The sequence below is a fragment of the Belliella pelovolcani genome (assembly GCF_900156785.1).
Taxonomy (GTDB): domain Bacteria; phylum Bacteroidota; class Bacteroidia; order Cytophagales; family Cyclobacteriaceae; genus Belliella; species Belliella pelovolcani.
Window position 1 is genome coordinate 100,144 of the sequence record NZ_FTOP01000004.1, and the last position, 20,339, is coordinate 120,482.

Annotated in this window: 17 protein-coding genes; 6 read left to right on the top strand and 11 right to left on the bottom strand. The window is 37.3% G+C overall.

Going from position 1 to position 20,339, the window contains the following annotated elements; translation table 11 throughout:
• Positions 1 to 15 precede the first annotated feature (15 nt).
• From BW935_RS06370 to BW935_RS06385, 4 genes are all read right to left on the bottom strand, one after another.
• Complete coding sequence (locus tag BW935_RS06370; RefSeq protein WP_084565847.1) at positions 16 to 831, bottom strand: DKNYY domain-containing protein; 816 nt, start codon at positions 829 to 831, stop codon at positions 16 to 18.
• Between the two features lie 160 nt (positions 832 to 991).
• Entirely contained in the window at positions 992 to 1,654 is a 663-nt protein-coding gene (locus BW935_RS06375) for a hypothetical protein (protein ID WP_076499932.1), read from the bottom strand.
• Between the two features lie 171 nt (positions 1,655 to 1,825).
• Positions 1,826 to 2,596: a lincosamide nucleotidyltransferase Lnu(I) gene (gene lnu(I), locus BW935_RS06380; protein ID WP_008992950.1), complete on the bottom strand. Its 771-nt coding sequence runs from the start codon at positions 2,594 to 2,596 to the stop codon at positions 1,826 to 1,828.
• Positions 2,597 to 2,859: 263 nt separating this feature from the next.
• Positions 2,860 to 3,789, bottom strand: coding sequence for an alpha/beta hydrolase (locus BW935_RS06385; protein WP_076499657.1), 930 nt, complete (start codon positions 3,787 to 3,789; stop codon positions 2,860 to 2,862).
• 381 nt (positions 3,790 to 4,170) lie between these two features.
• On the opposite strand from BW935_RS06385, the gene BW935_RS06390 reads away from it, so the two are divergent.
• On the top strand, positions 4,171 to 5,745 hold the full coding sequence (locus BW935_RS06390; protein WP_076499659.1) for a SulP family inorganic anion transporter: 1,575 nt from the start codon (positions 4,171 to 4,173) through the stop codon (positions 5,743 to 5,745).
• 170 nt (positions 5,746 to 5,915) lie between these two features.
• Here BW935_RS06390 and BW935_RS06395 read toward each other — a convergent pair whose 3' ends face one another.
• The 6 genes from BW935_RS06395 to BW935_RS06420 form a co-directional block, all read right to left on the bottom strand.
• Positions 5,916 to 6,311 (bottom strand): hypothetical protein, encoded by a 396-nt coding sequence (locus tag BW935_RS06395; protein ID WP_076499661.1) that lies wholly within the window; start codon positions 6,309 to 6,311, stop codon positions 5,916 to 5,918.
• 11 nt (positions 6,312 to 6,322) lie between these two features.
• Positions 6,323 to 7,048, bottom strand: coding sequence for a superoxide dismutase (locus BW935_RS06400; protein WP_076499663.1), 726 nt, complete (start codon positions 7,046 to 7,048; stop codon positions 6,323 to 6,325).
• A 154-nt stretch (positions 7,049 to 7,202) separates the two neighbouring features.
• Positions 7,203 to 8,309, bottom strand: a complete 1,107-nt coding sequence (gene xerA / locus BW935_RS06405) for a site-specific tyrosine recombinase/integron integrase (protein ID WP_076499665.1) — start codon at positions 8,307 to 8,309, stop codon at positions 7,203 to 7,205.
• Between the two features lie 292 nt (positions 8,310 to 8,601).
• The gene (locus tag BW935_RS06410; RefSeq protein WP_076499667.1) at positions 8,602 to 9,489 is read right to left on the bottom strand and encodes a dienelactone hydrolase family protein; all 888 of its coding nucleotides are present in this window, start codon (positions 9,487 to 9,489) and stop codon (positions 8,602 to 8,604) included.
• Between the two features lie 445 nt (positions 9,490 to 9,934).
• A complete protein-coding gene (locus BW935_RS06415) occupies positions 9,935 to 11,146 on the bottom strand; it encodes an NRAMP family divalent metal transporter (protein ID WP_076499669.1) in 1,212 nt (403 codons plus the stop codon).
• Complete coding sequence (locus tag BW935_RS06420) at positions 11,143 to 12,237, bottom strand: DUF2891 domain-containing protein (protein ID WP_076499671.1); 1,095 nt, start codon at positions 12,235 to 12,237, stop codon at positions 11,143 to 11,145. Before BW935_RS06420 ends, BW935_RS06415 begins: the two co-directional genes overlap by 4 nt.
• A 122-nt stretch (positions 12,238 to 12,359) precedes the next feature.
• On the opposite strand from BW935_RS06420, the gene BW935_RS06425 reads away from it, so the two are divergent.
• The 5 genes from BW935_RS06425 (at position 12,360) to BW935_RS06445 (ending at position 18,349) form a co-directional block, all read left to right on the top strand.
• Positions 12,360 to 13,400 (top strand): alpha/beta fold hydrolase, encoded by a 1,041-nt coding sequence (locus tag BW935_RS06425; protein WP_076499673.1) that lies wholly within the window; start codon positions 12,360 to 12,362, stop codon positions 13,398 to 13,400.
• Positions 13,387 to 14,628, top strand: coding sequence for a DNA recombination protein RmuC (locus tag BW935_RS06430; protein WP_076499675.1), 1,242 nt, complete (start codon positions 13,387 to 13,389; stop codon positions 14,626 to 14,628). The genes BW935_RS06425 and BW935_RS06430 overlap by 14 nt, the downstream gene beginning before the upstream one ends.
• Positions 14,629 to 14,810: 182 nt before the next feature.
• Entirely contained in the window at positions 14,811 to 15,473 is a 663-nt protein-coding gene (locus BW935_RS06435) for a tetratricopeptide repeat protein (RefSeq protein WP_076499677.1), read from the top strand.
• Between the two features lie 74 nt (positions 15,474 to 15,547).
• The gene (gene trkA, locus BW935_RS06440; protein WP_076499679.1) at positions 15,548 to 16,894 is read left to right on the top strand and encodes a Trk system potassium transporter TrkA; all 1,347 of its coding nucleotides are present in this window, start codon (positions 15,548 to 15,550) and stop codon (positions 16,892 to 16,894) included.
• A gap of 3 nt (positions 16,895 to 16,897) precedes the next feature.
• A complete protein-coding gene (locus BW935_RS06445; RefSeq protein ID WP_076499681.1) occupies positions 16,898 to 18,349 on the top strand; it encodes a TrkH family potassium uptake protein in 1,452 nt (483 codons plus the stop codon).
• Here BW935_RS06445 and BW935_RS06450 read toward each other — a convergent pair.
• Positions 18,346 to 20,277, bottom strand: coding sequence for a sensor histidine kinase (locus BW935_RS06450; RefSeq protein ID WP_076499683.1), 1,932 nt, complete (start codon positions 20,275 to 20,277; stop codon positions 18,346 to 18,348). The genes BW935_RS06445 and BW935_RS06450 overlap by 4 nt on opposite strands.
• Between the last annotated feature and the right edge of the window lie 62 nt (positions 20,278 to 20,339).

Below are 20,339 nucleotides of genomic sequence, written 5' to 3' on the forward strand. Positions count from 1 at the left end.
TTAGTACTAAACCCGCTATTTTTCATACACGCTGTTAGTGGTTGTTATTTTTTTTCCATTTTTAAATTCATTTTGTCCATCTGAACCGATTCCGTTCATTCGATTTATTATAAAACTATCAGATTCAGCGTCTTCAAGAACAGAAGTTTTATAATACACTCTGTATTTATCTTTCGAATAGCCTAAATCTAATATTTCAAAAGTTTCATATTCAATATTCTCTAGTGCTTGTCCTTGATAGTAATATCTATTTTTATCTTTTTGCCATTGTGAGTCAACTATTTTAAATGTTTCAGAATGACTGTTTTTAATCCGTTCTTTTCCTTTAAATGCAGTTTCATTATCCTTTCCATAATGACAACCTAAATATTCAAAAGTCAATGGGTCTGCTTTGAAGATAGTATCTCGATAAAATACCGCATTATCTTTAATTTTATATGTGTTACAAAATCCAATATACCCTGCTTCTTTTCTTTTTTGATTCTCTAATATTCTGTCTTTTTTAAATTTCTGGGATGAATTATATTGGTCAATAAAAAAGTAAGAAAGGCTACTAATCATCAATATTGGCAGTGCATATCCTACAAGATTATATTTTTTATAAAGTCTGGCATTCAGTTCAAAAAAAAGAAACAAATAAAGAGGGTATAAATTTACTCCGAAAAAAAGTAACCAAACTAACATTGGATTTGCGTTAGGGTCATCAAAAAAGAATATTGACATATAAAATATCAATGGCCAAAAAAGTGTTGGAATTAGAATAATCCAATTCATCAACTTAAATTTCCTTGGTAATTCTTTCGAAAATGATATTAATTTAAATTTCTGCATACGTTTTTATAATAACCACTAACGTTTTGCGTGTATGAGAAGTAGCGGATTAAAAAGCACTTAACTTTCAGTTTAATACTGACTCTTATTAAAAGCACTAACCGTTGATTTAGCACTGAACCCGCTATTTCTTATACACGCTGTTGTGGTGTCGTATTTTTTAATTCATAAATTTTGTCATTATTCCCAATTGCAATAGCATAAATCCGCTTATTATCATTGCAAAAATTGCAAATTTCTTTATATCACTCAATTCTCGTCCTTCCTTTAAAATCAGTCGCCTAAAGTCAGACGAAATCAGACTAAAAAGTGCAGTCAAAAATAAAAGTCCAATAGCTGTCAAAACACCATTTCCAATTGGAAATCCTTCTCTGTCGCCAAGAAAAAATGGAACGATGTCGGTTAGAAAAAGTAAGTTCCATACTACTATTGCTCCAATGGCAAATCCTTTTTTAATAGGAAATCCACCTTTCGATTGTTTTTCTATTATTGTTCTTTCAATCTTCTGATTTGTTTGATTTTCATTACTTAAAAATCCCGTTTCCTTAATTTGTCGAACGACAGAGTTTGGGTCTTTAAAAGTCCAAAAAATAACTCGTTCTTTATAGTTAGCAACTTTGTGATTTATTTTTATTCCTTGTCCAATTATTGGAATCATTGTATAAGGTTCGATTGAAATAATGTCGGCTGGTTGAAAGGTCAGGTTACCGACAATAGAAGCATTTAATTCCAATCTGTCCTTATTCACTTTTAGAGTCGCAAATGGAATTGACGCATTAGCCATTCCAATTCTTGCTCCACCTGTTAATTGTAATTCGTTCATTTTGTTTTTAGTCGGTTTTTCAATATGCACCACAACGGTCAAGTATAAGCGTAGTGCGGGATTTCGGAGCAATTCACTGTCCGCCCACCACAAAGTTTCTTAGGAGCAAAAATGCTCAAATTTAGCAGTTCAGCCCGCATTACGCTTATACAATGTTGGCGGTAGTTTTTTTTATTCAATTCTCCTTAATACCCCCTTTAATTTTGCTTCAACTCCAAGATTATCAAAAAGTTTTTCAGTCAATGTTAATGTCTTCTTGAAAGCTGTTTTAATATCTGTCGGATCTAATTCTGATGTTGTCTCCTGAAATAACGAATACCAATCTGGGTCTATGTCTTTTTCCAAGCTTTTTGTTGGACTTTCCCAATGTTTGGTTTGGTATGTTTCAATTCTTATTAACCAAAGTAAATATTTTTGAACATTTGATAAGCTTTGGTAAGCGTGAGCAAATTCCTGTCGTTTAATTAAGTTGCTTGTTGTAAGTAAAACATTCAACAATGATTGGCTCAACCACAGGATATTTTCATTTGTTGTTCGATCAGGTACTTTAGTTTTTATTTCTTTGAGCGTGTTAGTCAATAAATCTTCTTTATCTACTAAAATCATCTTGTCAAAGTCGCTAAACTCTACCAAACCGTCCCACGATTTGATAACTTCCATTTGGTCGTTTGTCAAAAAATGAAACTCCCCCCTTATCATATTTTCAAAAATGGCAACTTCACTTCCATACTCGTTGGTAAAATATAATGCCAAAGGATGAATTTGGCTTACCCAATTTTCAGCGGAAAAATTTTCTTTATCCTTCAAGAAGATGTAGAATTCAATATCTGAATATTTGTCCCCTTCATTTTTGGTAAATGACCCGTACATAAATACGGCAGAAATATTTTTATCATTTTGAGCTATTGACTTTGTTTTGTCAATCATTTGTAACTGTGTCATTTTCTAATTTTTTAATATTAACAATCGCCCTTTCTACTTTGCGTATTAAAGGATATTTCAATTCTTATTCTATCTTACAGTTACTTATAGCTTCATTTTCTTGAATGTTTTTCGTTGTTAATTGTTTCTTCAAATTACCGCCAACGGTCCTCAGCTTGGAGACGGCGGGCATTCGGAGCCGTTCTCTTCCAACCTGCTCCTAACTTCTTAAAGATACTAAACTTTCTGTTTACTCGGAACCGCCCGCTGTATCCAAGGTGATGTTACCTGCTGGCTTCTTTTTGTTCAACTAGCCAAATCAACAAATCATCATTATCGACAATACTCCATGAATGAGGGTGTCTATTATTATAAGGTTTTCTATATCCCTTGTTATTCGTTACTATTAACTCTGCTCTGTTATTTCCAAGTCTGTTAAGCTCGTTTATCATTGCTGAACAATCAGGTCCGTTGATATTAGAAAAATCAAAATTCCTTTCTTTAAGCCACCAGTCTACATCAGGCTCTGTATAAATTCTTAAAGGAATATTTCCAAACTTTTTCACCGCTGTTTGATTATGGTCAGAGAATGAATATGGAGAAATATCATAGAAATGTGATATAGACGTTTCAGGTGTACCATTGAACTCTTTCTCAATTCTTTGCACCATGTATACATTTTCTTGACTCGGTTCTTTATCAAGAGAAAGTCTAATATCTCTCTTACTAGAATTATAAAACCTTTCAAAATCCAAAGGAGGGTCAACGGCAAATACTGCGACTGGTTTAACTATTGCATCCTGTGCGTATTTTATTGCACAACTTCCACCAATAGAAAATCCTCCAATGTAAAATGGAAGTCCTGATAGCTTGTGCTTATTTGTTACATCTTGAATTATATTATTCAACGACTCTTGGCTTAGATTATCAACTCCAAATGATTGAACACCATCATGGAATGTTGGGATAATTGTTAACAACCCTTTTTGGGCAGTTTTAATAGGCAAATCGGTTTGCTCTAAGGTTCTTTCCGCAGATTGTCCAAATCCAGGAATTATAAAGATTAATCCAGTAATTGGTTTATTATCTGGATAAATAATGGTGTAATTATTTCGTGTTGAGTCACTTTGGTCCAAGAATACAACCTCAATTTTTTGACCAAACACATTAATTAGAAAAAAACAACTTAATAGAGTCAATTTAATTTTTAGCATAGTTTAGTTTTTTTGCTTGCAGGTAACGGTTAGTATATGAAAAGTAGGCGATTTCGAAGCACTGAACTTTCGGTTAAACACAAAGTTTGATACGAGCCAAAAGCCTTGGTTTTATTACTGTTTCGCCTATTTTTTATATACATTGTTACCCACAGGCTTTTTTATTCTTTTTAATTCAGAATTTTTATTATCTTTGCAACTTCAAAAATGGCAAATACAATTACAATATATAATTTCAATCTTCCTGCGGTTACTCCGCCCTGAAATTTAGTGCTTTTTTTCTCCGCCCTCTTTTAGAGGTAAACTTACTAAAATCTATTTAAACAAACTGACGTCATTGGTATTATTGCCAAGTGGACTCGCTTTTTAACAAAAATATTAATGAATAAATACGCACGACTTTATCGTCAAAAATCAAAACAAGAATATAAAAAAGTAATTAACTTATTTAGTAAAAGTTCTGAAAAAAGTGCCAAAACAGAGATTTTATCGGGCTTAACAGTAGCTTTGGCTTTAATTCCTGAAGCTGTTGCTTTTGCTTTAATTGCAGGATTATCTCCGCTCACAGGTCTTTATGCAGCTTTCGTAGTTGGATTAATCACGTCAATTTTTGGTGGACGACCTGGAATGATTTCAGGTGCAACAGGTGCTGTTGCGGTGGTAATTGTGGCTTTGGCTATTTCTCACGGTCCCGAATATATATTTGCAACTGTAGTCTTGGCAGGTATTATTCAAGTTCTGGCAGGTGTATTCAAATTGGGTAAGTTAATGCGATTGGTTCCACATCCTGTAATTTTTGGATTTGTTAATGGTCTGGCAGTCATAATATTTATGTCGCAACTCGACCAATTTAAAGATGCGTCAGGAAGTTGGTTAACTGGTCAGTCGATGTACATTATTTTAGGGTTGGTCTTGCTAACAATGCTAATTATTTGGGGATTGCCAAAATTGACCAAAGTTATTCCTGCTTCTTTAGTTGCCATTCTTGCTGTTTTTGGGATTGTTGTTGGATTTGGGATTGATACAAAAACCGTTGGTGATATTGCATCTATCCAAGGTGGTTTTCCACCGTTTCACATTCCAAGTGTTCCTTTCACCTTTGAAACATTTGCTTTGATATTTCCATATGCTGCAATTATGGCTGGTGTAGGATTGATAGAGAGTTTACTAACGCTCAATATTATTGATGAAATTACCGAAACACGTGGAAGAGGGAACAAAGAAGCTGTTGCTCAAGGTGCTGCAAATATTTTTTCAGGTTTCTTTTCTGGAATGGGTGGTTGTGCAATGTTAGGGCAAAGTCTTATTAATATTTCCAATGGTGCAAGAGCAAGGCTGTCTGGAATTGTGGCTGCTGTGGCACTATTAGCATTTGTAATGTTTGGTGCTGGTTTGATTGAGCAATTACCTATGGCAGCTCTTACAGGTTTGATGATTATGGTCGCAATCGGAACTTTTGAGTGGGCAAGTTTGAAGACTTTTAATAAAATGCCTAAATCTGATATTTTCGTTATGGTTGTCGTAACGCTGGTTACAGTTTTCTTGCACAATTTGGCTTTAGCTGTTATTGTCGGTGTTATTATAGCTGCATTGGTTTTTGCGTGGGATAATGCAAAACGTATTCGAGCAAGAAAGTCGATTGATGAGCAGGGAATTAAGCATTATGAAATCTATGGGCCTTTATTTTTTGGTTCGGTAACAATGTTTAACGAAAAGTTTGATATTCTGAACGACCCACAGGAAGTCATCATTGATTTTAAGGAAAGTCGCGTTGTTGATATGTCAGCGATTGAAGCCCTTAATAAAATTACAGAACGTTATTTAAAAGTCGGAAAAAAAGTCCATTTGCGTCATTTAAGCCCTGACTGTATAACGCTACTACAAAATGCTGATGAAATTATTGATGTTAATATAATTGAAGACCCTAATTATAAAGTTGCAGTCGATAAGGTTTAAGGTTTACGGTTGTTTTTTCAGCTTGTGGGTAACGGTTTCGGGCTTGGCGAAGGTGGCGATTTTCACCACAAATGTTGATGCGGAGAACCAAATTTTGATTAACCACAAATGTGTCTGCGGAGCACTGAACCGCCACTTTTGCCAAACCCGTGTTATGTGCATACCCTTTATTATCCTTTGTTTTTCCTGTGAAATTTATACCCTAAACCAATTGTCCACACCCATTTGTCTGTGCTGTCGAAGTGAAAAAATGGTGCAATTAAAGCAAAGTTTTTATAGTCAATTCTTGGGGAAACTCCAAGTTTAGCACCTGTCTTTCCGTCCTTAATGTAGAAAGACGGTAAAGCACCAACACCCACTTTCCAATTGTCATTCAGTCTTAACATAAGACTTGGTCCGCCAACATTAAATGCGTAAAAGTCATTGCCTGCTGCAAAACCAAACATTCCTTCTAAACCAATATCCCATTTTGGATTTTCTTCTTCCTTTTTCACTTGTTCTTGGGCGTATGTCAATGTTGAAATGAGAAATGTCAATCCAAGTATTATTGCTTTTTTAAAATTCATTTCTCTTTTGTTTATATAGTAAGTTTTAAAGCATTGTCCAACCTGTTTGCAGCGTTGTCCCAATTGATGATGTTAAATAGATTGTCAACAAAATCGGCTCTTTTATTTTTGTATTTTAGATAATAGGAATGTTCCCAAACGTCAATTACGAGCAACGGAATAACGCCCCATTGAGTTAGTTTTTCGTGATTTTCGCATTGTAAAATTGTCAACTTGTCGGTATAAGGTTGATAGCCTAAAATTCCCCAACCATTTCCGTCAACGTCTTTGGAAGTCTTGGCGAGATACATTTTCAGTTTGTCGTAACTGCCAAAATCTTTTTCAATACGTTTGAGCAAGTCTCCTTTTGGGTCGCTCTTTTTGTTTGTGAGGTTAGTCCAAAAGATGGAATGAAGAATGTGAGATGAAAGGTGAAAAGCCAATTTTTTTGTCCAAAAATCAACGGTTTCAAGATTATTGTCGTCCAATGCTTTTTTAATCATCTGCTGGTCTTTGTTTGCACCTTTTACCGCTCCACCGTGATGAAAGGTATAATGCAAATGCAAAGTTTCTTCGTCCATATATGGCTCCAAATGATTATTTGAATATGCCAAAGGTTGATGAATAAAGTTGCCGTCTTTGTCCACCAACTTGTCAATCGTGTTCTCGGTCAGGTTTTGGGCAAATGCTGATACTGACGGAACAAGTGTTGCTCCGCCAAGTATCAGTCCTGTTTTTAGAAAGTCTTTTCTGTCCATTTTTTATATGTTTAATATTTGTACTGTCGTCTTTTAGGGTTGCACATAACTTTTATATACCCCTGATAAAAATCAGGCTTAGCTATATCTATGTAGTTAGCTAAGCCTGTTTTTTTAGCCTTTTTCATCAGGAATTATTAAAACTACAACTTTTTTACAAATCATCAAATGGAGACCAAACTTTTTGTAAGGAGCGAATACTTACATGGGTATATATCTCTGTGGTCTTACTAGAATTATGTCCAAGCAACTCCTGAATATGTCTCAAATCTGTACCACGTTCCAATAAATGTGTTGCATAGGAGTGACGTAACCAGTGTAGGGTAACAGGTTTTTTAATCCCTGACTTTACTAACGCTTGTTTTAGTACACTTTCCAAACTCTTTTCACTGTATTTACCTTGAGACTTGTGGCCTTCAAATAAGTAAATAGTTGGCTTGTAAGCTTTAAAATATTCTCTTAGCAATTCAATAATTTTTGGTGATAATGGAACCACCCGGTCTTTCTTTCCTTTGGTTTGTCTGATAATTAAAATATTTCTCTTACTATCGATATCCATTATTTTTAAATTCAACAACTCGCCTCTTCGAAGTCCACAGGAATAAATGAGACAAAGCATCGCTCGGTGCTTAAGATTCTGATGACTATCTAAAATGCTTTTAACTTCCTCTTTACTCAACACATTGGGCAATAACTTCTCTCTTTTCGGTCTATAAACTATTTCTGGGTTAAACTTGATACCTCTTCTATTTTGAAAAAATAACTTGATGCCATTTACCACTTGGTTTTGGTAAGAACTCGAATAGCCTCTAGCTAAAATATACTCCTTGTTGAATTTCTCAAGGTCTTCATTTTCAATTTCGACAATTGCTTTGTTTTCTAAAAATCTTAAAAATATGATGACAGCATCCTTATAAGTTTTGATCGTACTTTCACTGTAACGTTTATTTCGCATCCAATCTTCAAACTTATTAATCTCAATTTCCAGTGATGCTATCAAAGGAGGTAAAACTGGTTGAGCTTTTGGAATCTCTACTTTCTTCAATTGAGAATAATCTAACCACACCTTACCTTTGAAAAATGTGATTAGTTCCGTTAGTCTATTATCAGCGTAGCTCACCCACCAAACTTTCTTCTTGATATCCCAATTACACCCTGGAAACTGCTTCACCAGCTCCTTTAATTCAAAATCATAAGGAAACTCAATCCTAATGATAGGGTTCTTTCCGATACAGTCATTTTTCAAATCCAGCTTCTTCATAAAAAATCACTTTTAAAAATTCATTGACTCAATTTAATAAAAAATAAATCAATACCTATCTCTTAATCCTCCTTATCAAGCTTTTTAAGATTTATTATCTCGTCTAGTTTGCATGCTTAATAATTCATTTGGCACGAACTTAATGACTTTATAAACTAATGAAACCTGAAAGATATCCATAGCGCTCTTTTGTGTCCAAAACAAATCCAGTCATGATAAAAATAAAAAAGGCTTTAGCCAAAATACTAGCTAAAGCCTTTTATCTATTAATGATCTTAAAATCTTCCAATCTCTACACCAACTTTTCTCTAAAAAACTTCACCGTTCTTTCCCATGCCAATTTGGCTCCTGCTTCATCATATCTAGGAGTGGAATGATTGTGAAATCCATGATTTAATCCTTCATAAAAGTGTACTTCATAAGATTTACCATTGGCTTCTAATGCTGCTTTGTAAGCTTCCCAGCCTGCATTGACACGGGTATCTAATTCAGCGAAATGCAACTGTAAAGGTGCATTGATAGCTGGTACATCCTCTGCTGTAGCCTGACCGCCATAGTAAGGTACGGCAGCTTTGAGTCCTGGAATGCGAACTGCCATCATATTGGATATCCATCCACCAAAACAGAAACCAACCACACCGATTTTGCCATTACAATCGGGATGATTGCTCAAGTAATCGTAGGCGGCAATAAAATCCTCGAGCATTTCATCCCTGCTTCTCTTAGCCTGCATGGTACGGCCTTCATCATCAGTACCTGGATAGCCACCAAATGGCGTCAATGCATCAGGAGCAATGGCCACAAAACCATCCAATGCACACTGATGTGCTACATCTTCGATATAGGGATTAAGGCCTCTGTTTTCATGCACCACGACAATTCCCGGAAGTTTGCCCGTCATTCCAGCTGGCTTGGTGAGCAAGGCTTTCATTTCACCAGCTCCTTTTGGAGAGTTGTAAGTGATGTACTCCGCTGCAAATCGCTTATCATTCAAGTCAAATCGCTTGGCTTGCACATAGTTTGGCATCAAAAAACTCATCAAAGCAGATACAGTAATTCCTCCTGCCGTGTATAAAGAAAGCCTTTCTACAAACTGTCTCCTGTCAATTTTACTATGCACATATTCGTCATAAATGTCAAATACGTCCTGATTGATGTCTTCTTTCTTAAGTGGTTTCATGTGACAAATTTTTACTTTACAATTTATTAAGCACAATTTAGAAAAACTGTTTTCATTCAACCCAACAAATACATGAATGGTATATATCGATGTGTTGAGATTTACCTTTTTATGATAGAATGAGCTTATTTAATCTATTTGACATTTATTGATACTATATATTATTGATACTAGATATTCATTGATATTGGATATTTATTGATATTGACGATTAGCAACCGAATGAGCCAATAAATTGATTTACTAGCAAAGAAGCGTATAATCAGGTTAGATATTAATAGATACTGGATCCGCCACGGCGGACGAGTTATTTATTGATATTGACATCAAACAACCAATATCCCTAAATACCCCTATCAAAATATTTCAACCATATTTCCACTTTATATCTACCATATTTCAAAAAAGCATCCCAAAAGACAATATCAATAATTATCTACCAATATCAATTAAATATCCTAAACACCGTCCATGATCCCAAAATAAAAGTAATCAGCCAAATCAAACCTCCTATAATATTCATAGATAGGTTATTTACACTATTTTTCATGATTGATTTTTTATTGACTAACCAGAGTATATAGGCACTTAAAATAGGGAGGAGGATACCATTGGCAATTTGGGCTGCTGAGATCAGTTGTACAGGCTTGATACCAAGAGAAGAGAAAACTAGCCCCAATCCAAGGATGAGCAAGATACCACCTCGCATATATTTGCCTTGGATTGATTTTGGCCAACCGAAGATATCACATACTACCAAGGAACCTGCCAAGGGCGCTGTGATGGCAGAGGTAATCCCTGCTGCAAATAATCCGAATGCGATCAAATATTTGGCATATACTCCCACACCCATCTCCAAACCTTTGGCCAAATCAGCGGCATTGCTGACCGATAAGGCATCAGACCCAGCAGCTGTAATCACGATGGCCATAGACACAAGACCACCCAAGATTACGGAAACAAGCGTGTCAACACGAATGTACTTCAGATCAGAGACTGCCTGCCACTTTTGACTAATCAATGATGAATGAAGAAAAAGGTTATACGGAACCACCGTAGTACCTATCAATGCAACAATGCTAAAAATATTGGATTGATCGATTCGTGGCACAAATCCAGCAGCAACTTTTCCAATCTCAGGCATCATAATGATTGCGGTAAATAGAAATGCCAAACTCATCATGATCACCAAAGCGGTCAGTACCTGCGTAATTTTCTGAAAATTACCCCATAGCAATAGGCTCAATGCAATCAGTCCTATACTCATGTTGAGTAGGTTGATTTGGATTTGACCAAAGTTCAGTAGGGGCAAAGTCAAGAAAAGCTCCATGCCCATTGCACCTCCGGATATATTACCAGCTTCATAAGCTGCATTGCCTAGCACGATCGCAAAAAGAATAATGCCTAATGAAAAATAGCGTAACAGTCCTTTGGATAACGTAAAGGTGATGACACTCGCCAAACCTTGTTGGGTAATCAAGCCAATCCTAGCTGCCATCTCTTGGAGTACAGATGTCGCCACAATGGACAGCGCTAAGGCCCAAAGCAGCTCATAGCCAAAATTAACCCCAGCCAAAGTACAGACGGTCACCGTCCCCGGCCCGACAAAGGCCGCTGCCACCAGTGGACCTGGTCCTAAATATTTTCTCCAACTCATGGATTAGCTTGTTGTAAGGCATAGATGGCAAAGCTCCCCAGCCAATGCGTACCTTCATAATTGTCATCTACAATAGCAGGGAGGGAATAGCTCACATGAGCATTGGCAATGGGAATCAAATGTGCAAACTGATACGGATAAGCACTAGCCAAGCCATAGATACACCAAGCCCTACTGAAATTCAATCCATCTAAATGGACTAGTTTTCCATCAGTTCGGTCACTTACTTTTCCAGGTTCTAGCGAAAAGTTCTTCTGCAGTAATTCTGGCATGAATTTCTTGATCCATACTTCAAACTCCTCCTTTTCCAAGACTTTGCGCATAATATCTATTTCTTGAAAACAAGGCGAAAGGAAATCATAGCCACTAGGTTCCCATGCGAGTGGGCAGCCCTCATCTTCCATAAACCAATCCTTGGCTCGCTGGCGGATCATTTCTACCAGTTCTTTTTCATTCAAGGTCAAGGCATAATCATAAGCGAAGGACAAGCCAAAGGCGATATTGCTATGCTCACCAACACGAATAGGGTAGATCAGTTTGGGTAAAAAGTCCAAGTATTTTTTGACCATCAAGTCCGTCAATGGCTGCAAGTTCTTCTCCAGTTCCCTTGCCACAGGATCTTCCCAAAGATGCAGTTCCTCAGCCAATTTCAATACCCAAGCCCAACCATAAGTCCTTTCAAAACTTGAGTTTTGAGGTTGGAAAAAGTAATTGACTTCAGCTAAAATATTGCTATAGCTGATGTTTTCCTGAAGCCTAGCGATGATTTGATCTCTATGGTCTAGTTCTGGAAATTGCCTCAATAAAGCCACCAGCATCCAATGCCCATGCACACTTGAATGCCAGTCAAAGCAACCGTAAAAAGCGGGATGCAGTTCTTTTGGACTTTTGAGGTATTGCTCGGAAGCAAGTGTTTGATTCAGCTTGTTAGGATATTCTACTTGCATGCAGTGGAGCGGCATTTGTGCCAGACGATTAGCTTCCTCAAGGGTCAAATTCAAAGTTTCTACCTCCATTTGCTTTTTATCCTTGGTTTTACAAGAAGCTAAAATCATTAGTGTAAGGCAGGTGAAAATGATACTGATGCGCATGAATTCAAGGTTTTGGGGTAAAGGTGAAGAGATGATTGTTAATATATTGTGGTTTATCTCCTTTTTAAATTCAGAAAATTAAGCCGTAATTTAAAAGTTCTAATTTGATTCTTCCATAGATTATGAAAAAACTGCTCTCCTTGATTTTTAAAATCACGCTTGCGCTCATATTCCTGCTATTTTTGATCCTAGCCCTGAGTTACCGTTCAGAGCTGAGCTTGGAGCAGCTAGCAACTGAGTACACAGATGAATATTCTCATTTCATCAAAGTTGATGACATAGACATGCATGTAAGGGTCAAGGGGGAAGGAGAACCCATATTCTTGATCCATGGGAGTTTTGCCTCGCTTCATACTTGGGAAGCTTGGGAAAGTGAACTTTCGCAATATTTCATGACCATTTCCATGGACCTGCCTGGTCATGGGCTTACAGGGCCTGATGAACTAAAGCGCTATGGAACGGCAGATTATGCAGATTTACTTTTTCAGCTTGCGGATAATTTGGGAATTGACGAATTCCACGTAGCTGGCAATTCGATGGGAGGGGGAGTGGCTTTGCTGATGGCCACTAGCCAGCCAGAAAGAATCTTAACGCTAAATCTTATAGATGCATCAGGTGCTCCAGCAAGGAGGGTAGTGGCGGATACGAGTAATATTGATAGGAGCCAAGCCCCAGCAAAATCTGGGAGCTCTTCGGTTAGTATTATTCGATTTGCTCAGCAACCATATTTTTCAAAAGTGCTCCTTCGCTGTACACCCAAGTGGCTATTCAGTCAAAATATGAAACAGGTATATTATGATGATGCCAAAATCCAAAAAGAGACCGTAACCAGGTACTACAACATGATGCGCAGGGAAGGAAATAGGCAGGCTACCTTAGATAGACTGACCACCAGAAAGCCTTATCAAGTAGATTTCGAAAAGATCAATATGCCTGTGATGATTATCTGGGGCAGAGAAGATACTTGGATATCGGTCAGCAATGCAGAGCGGTTCAAAGAAGTCATACCAGATGCCTATCTGAAAATTTTTGATAGAACTGGCCATGTCCCTATGGAAGAAAGACCGACAGAGACTGTCGCAGAATATTTATCGTTTTTAGGGATACAAGCAGATAGAGACTACTTTACAGCTCCAAATTATTACAGCCATGTCTTTAGATAATCCAATGAGTTGGATTTTGATCATCCAATCCATTCTCTTACTGTTCCTCTTGATCAGAGTTTATATTCCTAAATCTTCCAAGGACACCTATAGCATTGAGCAACTCAGGCAAGACCTTGATAGGCAGATGCAGGCCAATCGAAAAGAGATCGGTGCTAGCTTGGTGCAGCAGTTCTCCCTGGTATTCGATTCCCTTCGTGCCAATTCCAAGGAGCAAAGCGAGGTACTGAAAGATTTTGGGAAACTCTTCAGAGAAAATGTCAAAGAATTCAATGAGCTACAGCGAGAGAAATTCCAAGACCTGATCCAAAAACAAGAGCGGATGCTCCAATCCACGGAGGATCGCTTAGAAAAGATGCGTGAGACAGTGGATGAAAAGCTCCAAAAAACCTTAGAAGCCCGATTGGGCCAGTCATTTGAATTGGTAACCAAGCAATTGATGGCAGTTCAGAAGGGCTTGGGAGAAATGCAGACCTTAGCCACAGGCGTAGGAGACCTCAAGCGTGTCTTGAACAATGTCAAATCTAGAGGAGTACTTGGAGAGTATCAGCTTCAGGGCATATTAGAGAATGTATTGGCACCAGAGCAATACGAATCCAACGTACAAGTCAAGAAAGGAAATACTGAAAGGGTAGAGTATGCCATCAAAATGCCAGGTAATGGGAATGACGGCCCAGTCTATTTACCGATTGATGCCAAATTTCCCCAAGAAACTTACTATAGATTATTGGATGCTTATGAAATCGGCGATAAAGTCATCATAGATGGAGCAAAGGCAGATTTGCGCAAAGCAGTAAGAAAGTCTGCTCAAGAAATCTCCAGTAAATACATCATTCCTCCTTATACGACGGATTTTGCCATATTATTTCTCCCGATGGAAAGTCTATATGCAGAAGTAATCCGAGAGGGCGATCTTGCACAGCAGTTGCAGCGGGATTTTAAGATTATCCTGGTCGGTCCTACTACCTTAGCTGCCATGCTCAATAGTCTACAAATGGGCTTCAAAACGCTGGCTATTCAACAGCGGAGTAGTGAGGTATGGAAAGTCCTGGGTGCAGTCAAAACAGAATTCAGTAAGTTTGGTGATTTGATTAGCAAGGCACAAAAGAAAATCTCCGAAGCAAGTACGGATTTGGATACCTTGGTCGGAACCAGAACAAGAGTCATCCAAAGGAAGTTAAAAGACATAGAAGAACTTCCAGAAGGAGGGAAGCTACTAGAGGATTGAAAGATTATAAAATTAAGGATTGTAAAATTTGAAATGCCATTGTCGAATTAACTGCTGCTTCGGTTTACTGTTGACTGTGGTCAGTGGATATCATTATAAAGTAAACTACACAAAAGAATGATTACTCTTTGTACATCGTACGTGGTTCTTTGTACAATTTTCATTAAAACTAAATACAACACATGACACGTCTTTTTACCTGCCTTTTTTTATTGCTTAGCTTTTCATTTGCATGGTCTCAAGAAATATATGAAATAGATGTCGATGAAAGAAACAACTCCATCGTCATCACGGGTACGGCAAGTGATATGATTGCAAAGGGAAGTTACGAAAGTGCCGCTAAGATTTTGGAATCTGTATTGAAAAATGATCCAACTTTTCACCCTGCCTATGTGGCCTATTACAATGCCATCCGTGGCAATAATTTCAAGACAAATGAATTAATTGAAGCCTTGAAGCAAGGTTTGCAGATTTTTGAAGAGGATGACGAACTCGCTTACTACTTAGGTAATATGATGCAGTCCGAAAGACGATTTGAAGAAGCGATAAAAGCTTATTCTGAGGCAATAGCTTACAGTAAAATCAATGGAGAAGACTACCCCATAGTCTGGGCATACCATTTCAATCGGGGCAATTGCCATCTCAAAACAGCTCAATATGAAAAAGCATTAGTGGATTACAATTATGCCCTTGAGCTAAGTCCTGATAATGGTGACATTCTTACCAATAGAGGTACGACCTTGTATCAATTAAATCAGAAGACTAAAGCATGTCAAGATTGGAAAGAAGCCATGAATTTTGGATCAAAAGCAGCTATTGATTATGTCAATCGTTACTGCCAATAGATTTTGACCTCAGTTTCATTCCAATTCATTGAAAGTTTCTACATTTGTCAATCATCAAGAGTTTTTCTCTAATTATGGGAATGAAAATAGTCATTGCTGGGGCGGGAGATATGGGTTACCATCTTGCCGAGCAATTAAGTTTTGATAACAAAGATATTGTGCTGATAGATACCGATAAGGATGTATTAGACAATGTAGCTTCACACCTCGATGTGCTTACCATAGTAGGCGACTCCACCTCAATAGAAGTACTAAAAAATGCTAATGTGCAAGACGCGGCTATGCTGATGGCTGTCACAACTTCTGAGAAAACTAATATTGTGACTGCGTCCTTAGCTAAGCAATTGGGTGCTAAGCGGGTAATAGCCCGAGTAAGAACACATGACTACCTGCTCCCAGAGCATGAAGTTTATTTCAATCAGATAGGCATTGATAATATTATTTCACCAACTATGCTTTGCTCATCAGAGATTAAAAGAATGCTCAAAAACTCTTCATTTACGGATGTTTTTGAGTTTGAGGAGGGCAAATTGAATGTGGTGGGGATTACCTTGGATCAATACAGCACCTTGGTCAATAAAAAAATCTCAGACATGAGCATGAATCCTGTATTTGAAGATATCAGGATCATCGCCATTGTAAGAGGGCAGATGACAATCATCCCAAGAGGAAATACGATTATCAGAAATAATGATCATGTATTTTTTATCTCCAACAAAAAAGCAGTAGAGTCTATCCTCGACCTTTTAGGGCAGAAGAAGGTGACTGTCAAAAATGTCATGATCATCGGAGGAGATGACATGGCATATGCCACAGCATTGAAATTAGAAAAGGAGTATAGAGTTACATTAATTCACAAGGATAAGGAGCGTTGTAAGTGGCTTTCAGAAAGACTAGATAACACATTGGTTATCAATGGAGACTATAAGAATATTGAACTATTGGTTGAAGAGGGATTGGAAGAGATGCAGGCTTTTATTTCCGTGACAGAATCATCAGAAACAAATATCATCACGAGTTTGACGGCTAAAAATCATGGTGTATATAAGGCTATTGCGCACGTTGATACAAGAGAATACATCCATATTTCGCACAGTATTGGCGTAGATTCATTGATCAATAAAAAGCTAGTGGCAGCTAATCAAATTACCAGATTCCTGAGAAAAGGTAATGTAGAAGCAGTTTCAGGAATCCATGGTGTTGACGCTGAGTTTATCCAATACGTCATTACCAAAAATAACAGGGTGACCAAAAAACCATTGAAGGACTTACACTTTCCAGACACAGCGATAGTGGCAGGAGTTATCCGAGGAGAGGAGGTTTACATACCTGATGGAGATTTTATACTTCAACTAGATGATAAAACGATTGTATTGGCTTTGCCTACTGCAAAATCTGCCTTAGAAAAGCTTTTCCATTAATTCATGATCCATTATAAAGCGATAGGGAAAATCATGGGCGCATTATTGATGCTTTTAGGAGCATTGATGATGCCAGGTGTAGGTTTTGCATTGTACTTTGGCAGTCATGACGAAATTGCCTTGTTATCATCCGCTTTTGTTGCATTTGCGATAGGAGGGACACTATATTTTTCCTTTTCTAAACAAGATCAGAACATTCGTAAGCGAGAAGGTTATATGATTGTGACGCTCAGTTGGATATTTATGTCCGTCTTTGGTATGCTACCTTATCTTTTTAGCGGTACCATTCCAGAGTTTCATAATGCAATTTTTGAGACCATTTCAGGTTTGACAACAACAGGAGCCACAATTCTGAATGACATTGAAAGTATGCCTGAAGGAATTCTTTTTTGGAGGAGCATGACGCAATGGATTGGAGGCTTAGGGATTATTGTATTGACCGTAGCCATTTTGCCACTATTAGGAATTGGTGGTATAGAGCTTTTTGTAGCTGAATCACCAGGCCCTACTTCCGATAAGTTACATCCAAGGATAAGAGAGACGGCCAAAAGACTATGGTTAGTCTATATAGGTCTAACTATAGCCGTGGGTATCTTATATTTTATGGGAGGAATGACCTTTTTTGATGCAGTCAATCACGCCTTGACAACAATGGCCACTGGTGGATTTTCAACCAAAAATGCCAGCATGGCCTATTATGATTCTGCTTTTATTCAGTATACAGCCATTGTGTTTATGTTTTTGGCAGGAACAAATTTCACAATCATCTATTTTGGTTTGATCGGTAAGTTTAAGAGGGTATGGAAATCTGATGAATTTAAGGCTTATGCCACTGCTGTGATATTTTTGGCTTTGACATTTGTTGTACCCATATTTTATTACAGTGGACAAGAATTCGAAAAATCTTTCCGTGACGGTTTGTTTCAAATTGTCTCCTTAATCACTACCACGGGGTATGTGACAGCAGATTATACAGCCTATCATCAAGGATTGACCCTGTTGTTCTTCATGATGCTATTTTTGGGCGGTTCTGCGGGTTCTACAAGTGGGGGAATCAAATTTGTGAGACATTTGACTTTTGTTAAAAACACATGGTTAGAATTTAAAAGGATAGTACACCCAAGAGCTGTTGTTCCACTCAAAATAAATGGAGATAGGGTAACTGGAAAGATCATCACGCACATCATGAATTTCTTATTGATATACCTGATGATTTTTGTACTGAGTAGTATTGTGATGGCCTTGATGGGATACGATATTTTGACTTCTTTTGGAGCAGTTGCCACTAGCTTGGGTAATGTAGGACCAGCAATTGGTCAAGTTGGACCAATGGATAATTTTGCATTCTTTGATCCTTCAGCCAAAATATTCTTAAGCTTTCTTATGCTACTTGGAAGATTGGAATTGTACACGATTCTGATTCTATTCACGCCATTCTTCTGGAGAGCTAATTAATCTGCCTTTGGAATGCTAAAATAGAAAGTAGATCCAGCACCATATTCGCTTTCCACCCAGATATCACCTTTATTGATCTGTACGAGTTCTTTGGTAAGTATCAATCCAATACCTGTACCTTTTTCCTGATGGGTACCAGGAGTAGTAAAAAACTCTGTACCAAAAAGTCTTGGGAGATTCTTGCGCATGATTCCAACGCCTTCATCTGTTACTTTAATCGTGATTTTACCTTCCTTCTCAAAAGCACTCACAATGATTTGATCGTTTTGCTTTGTGAATTTTAAGGCATTGGTGAGTAGGTTCCGAACAACAATGTCTATCATATTACGATCAGCCATAGCAGTTAAGTTTTCATCTACTTCATTGATCATGATCTGACCTTTGTAATAGCCAGAATGGTATAAAAATTCTATATTTTTCTGAATAAGATCATTTAGACGAAGCTGGGAATTATGTACCTCCAAACCTTGCATTTGGCTACGCGACCATGCCAGTATGTTTTCGAGCAATATGTTGTTATTCCCCAAATTTTGCGCAATGATCGGAATATAAGAGGAAAACTCCTCTTTGGTGAGGTCATCTTCTTGGATCAATTTGACAAGTCCACTTAAAGAATTTAGAGGGCCTTTGAGATCATGGGCAAGGATTGAGAAAATCTTATCTTTCACTTGATTGAGTCTCGCTAACTCATCTGCTTGCTGTTCGATCTTGGCTTTTTGCTCAGATAACAACCTTAGGCTGGTTTTTTCCTTTTTCAGAGATCTGTACACAACGAAATAGGCAATACTGATCATCAAAATCCCGATAAATAAACCAACTAGCAGATATGCTTTGAACCTTTCATTTTGTTGAATCAAAGTTTGCTGTCTGTTCAAAAACTCAATTTCATTCTTTTGATTTTTAATAGTAAGCCCTGCTAGATAAATTTTTGTCTTCTCAGCATTGATTATGTTACGCTCCGATTGAAGCAAATTCTGAAACTTAGCAGACATCAATGTATCGCCTCTGTTGAAGTAAACTTGATTCATCAGCTGATATATCTCAATCATCGATTCGGAATTTGGCTTCTCTTTATGAAATTCCTCTGCGATTTGTGCATAGCTAATTGCTTGATTGATATCACCTTTCTTGACATTTAATTCAACTAACTTTTCTAATGCGTGAATAGCTCTCACTTTATCGTAAGTTTTGCCATATTCATAAAGCATTAGAATGTCTTTTTCGGCATCAGCATAATTGCCCAAAGCCATTAATATATCCGCTTTGTTGAATCGAGATACGATCACTTGCCTTTTTTGCCCTAAGCCTTCCCTAATTTCAATGGCTTTATCAATTTTTTCTAAAGCTTCTCTATATCTACCCAATTCACTCAGTACCAAGCTCATTCCTGTATAGTTATAGCCAAGACCATTCAAATCATTGACTTCTAGGAACTTTTGCTCTGCTTGTAAGTAATACTCTAAGGATTCATCAAAATAATCCCTGTAAAAATACATTTGACCAATATTATTCAAGGAGTGTCCAATTTGGATACTCTCTCCTGATTGTAAACTTACTTCCAGCGCCTCCTCGTACATTTTTAGAGCTTCTTCCTGCAGATTCATGTTTCGGTAATACACCCCAAGGCGATTGATATTCTGTGCTAAAAGCTCCTTGTTATCAATTTTTTTGGCTAGCGTTATGGCTTCTTGATAATAAGTCTGTGCAGAATCAGAATAGTGAATTTCCATCAGCATAGAAGAAAGCAATTCTAACTTCAAACTTTCGTTTTCAGCTTGTCGATAAGCTTCGTAGAGCTGTGCAGCTTTTGCTTGGTGCTCTTCTATTTGATATGCTTTGAGCTCAAAAGAAAAAATAACACTAATTAAGAAAAAGACGGAAAAAGCGTTTTTCAGGTATTTAAGGTTATTATTAAAAGTGATTTTCATTGAATGCTGGATTGACACTTGAAAATTAATGGATTGATTCCTATAAAAAAAAGCAATGCTTA

Bases quoted from the DNA above. Each gene is read 5' to 3' on its own strand.
- BW935_RS06370 (WP_084565847.1), bottom strand. From the start codon at position 831: ATGCAGAAATTTAAATTAATATCATTTTCGAAAGAATTACCAAGGAAA.
- BW935_RS06375 (WP_076499932.1), bottom strand. From the start codon at position 1,654: ATGAACGAATTACAATTAACAGGTGGAGCAAGAATTGGAATGGCTAAT.
- BW935_RS06385 (WP_076499657.1), bottom strand. From the start codon at position 3,789: ATGCTAAAAATTAAATTGACTCTATTAAGTTGTTTTTTTCTAATTAAT.
- BW935_RS06390 (WP_076499659.1), top strand. From the start codon at position 4,171: ATGAATAAATACGCACGACTTTATCGTCAAAAATCAAAACAAGAATAT.
- BW935_RS06395 (WP_076499661.1), bottom strand. From the start codon at position 6,311: ATGAATTTTAAAAAAGCAATAATACTTGGATTGACATTTCTCATTTCA.
- BW935_RS06400 (WP_076499663.1), bottom strand. From the start codon at position 7,048: ATGGACAGAAAAGACTTTCTAAAAACAGGACTGATACTTGGCGGAGCA.
- xerA (WP_076499665.1), bottom strand. From the start codon at position 8,309: ATGAAGAAGCTGGATTTGAAAAATGACTGTATCGGAAAGAACCCTATC.
- BW935_RS06410 (WP_076499667.1), bottom strand. From the start codon at position 9,489: ATGAAACCACTTAAGAAAGAAGACATCAATCAGGACGTATTTGACATT.
- BW935_RS06415 (WP_076499669.1), bottom strand. From the start codon at position 11,146: ATGAGTTGGAGAAAATATTTAGGACCAGGTCCACTGGTGGCAGCGGCC.
- BW935_RS06420 (WP_076499671.1), bottom strand. From the start codon at position 12,237: ATGCGCATCAGTATCATTTTCACCTGCCTTACACTAATGATTTTAGCT.
- BW935_RS06425 (WP_076499673.1), top strand. From the start codon at position 12,360: ATGAAAAAACTGCTCTCCTTGATTTTTAAAATCACGCTTGCGCTCATA.
- BW935_RS06430 (WP_076499675.1), top strand. From the start codon at position 13,387: ATGTCTTTAGATAATCCAATGAGTTGGATTTTGATCATCCAATCCATT.
- BW935_RS06435 (WP_076499677.1), top strand. From the start codon at position 14,811: ATGACACGTCTTTTTACCTGCCTTTTTTTATTGCTTAGCTTTTCATTT.
- trkA (WP_076499679.1), top strand. From the start codon at position 15,548: ATGGGAATGAAAATAGTCATTGCTGGGGCGGGAGATATGGGTTACCAT.
- BW935_RS06445 (WP_076499681.1), top strand. From the start codon at position 16,898: ATGATCCATTATAAAGCGATAGGGAAAATCATGGGCGCATTATTGATG.
- BW935_RS06450 (WP_076499683.1), bottom strand. From the start codon at position 20,277: ATGAAAATCACTTTTAATAATAACCTTAAATACCTGAAAAACGCTTTT.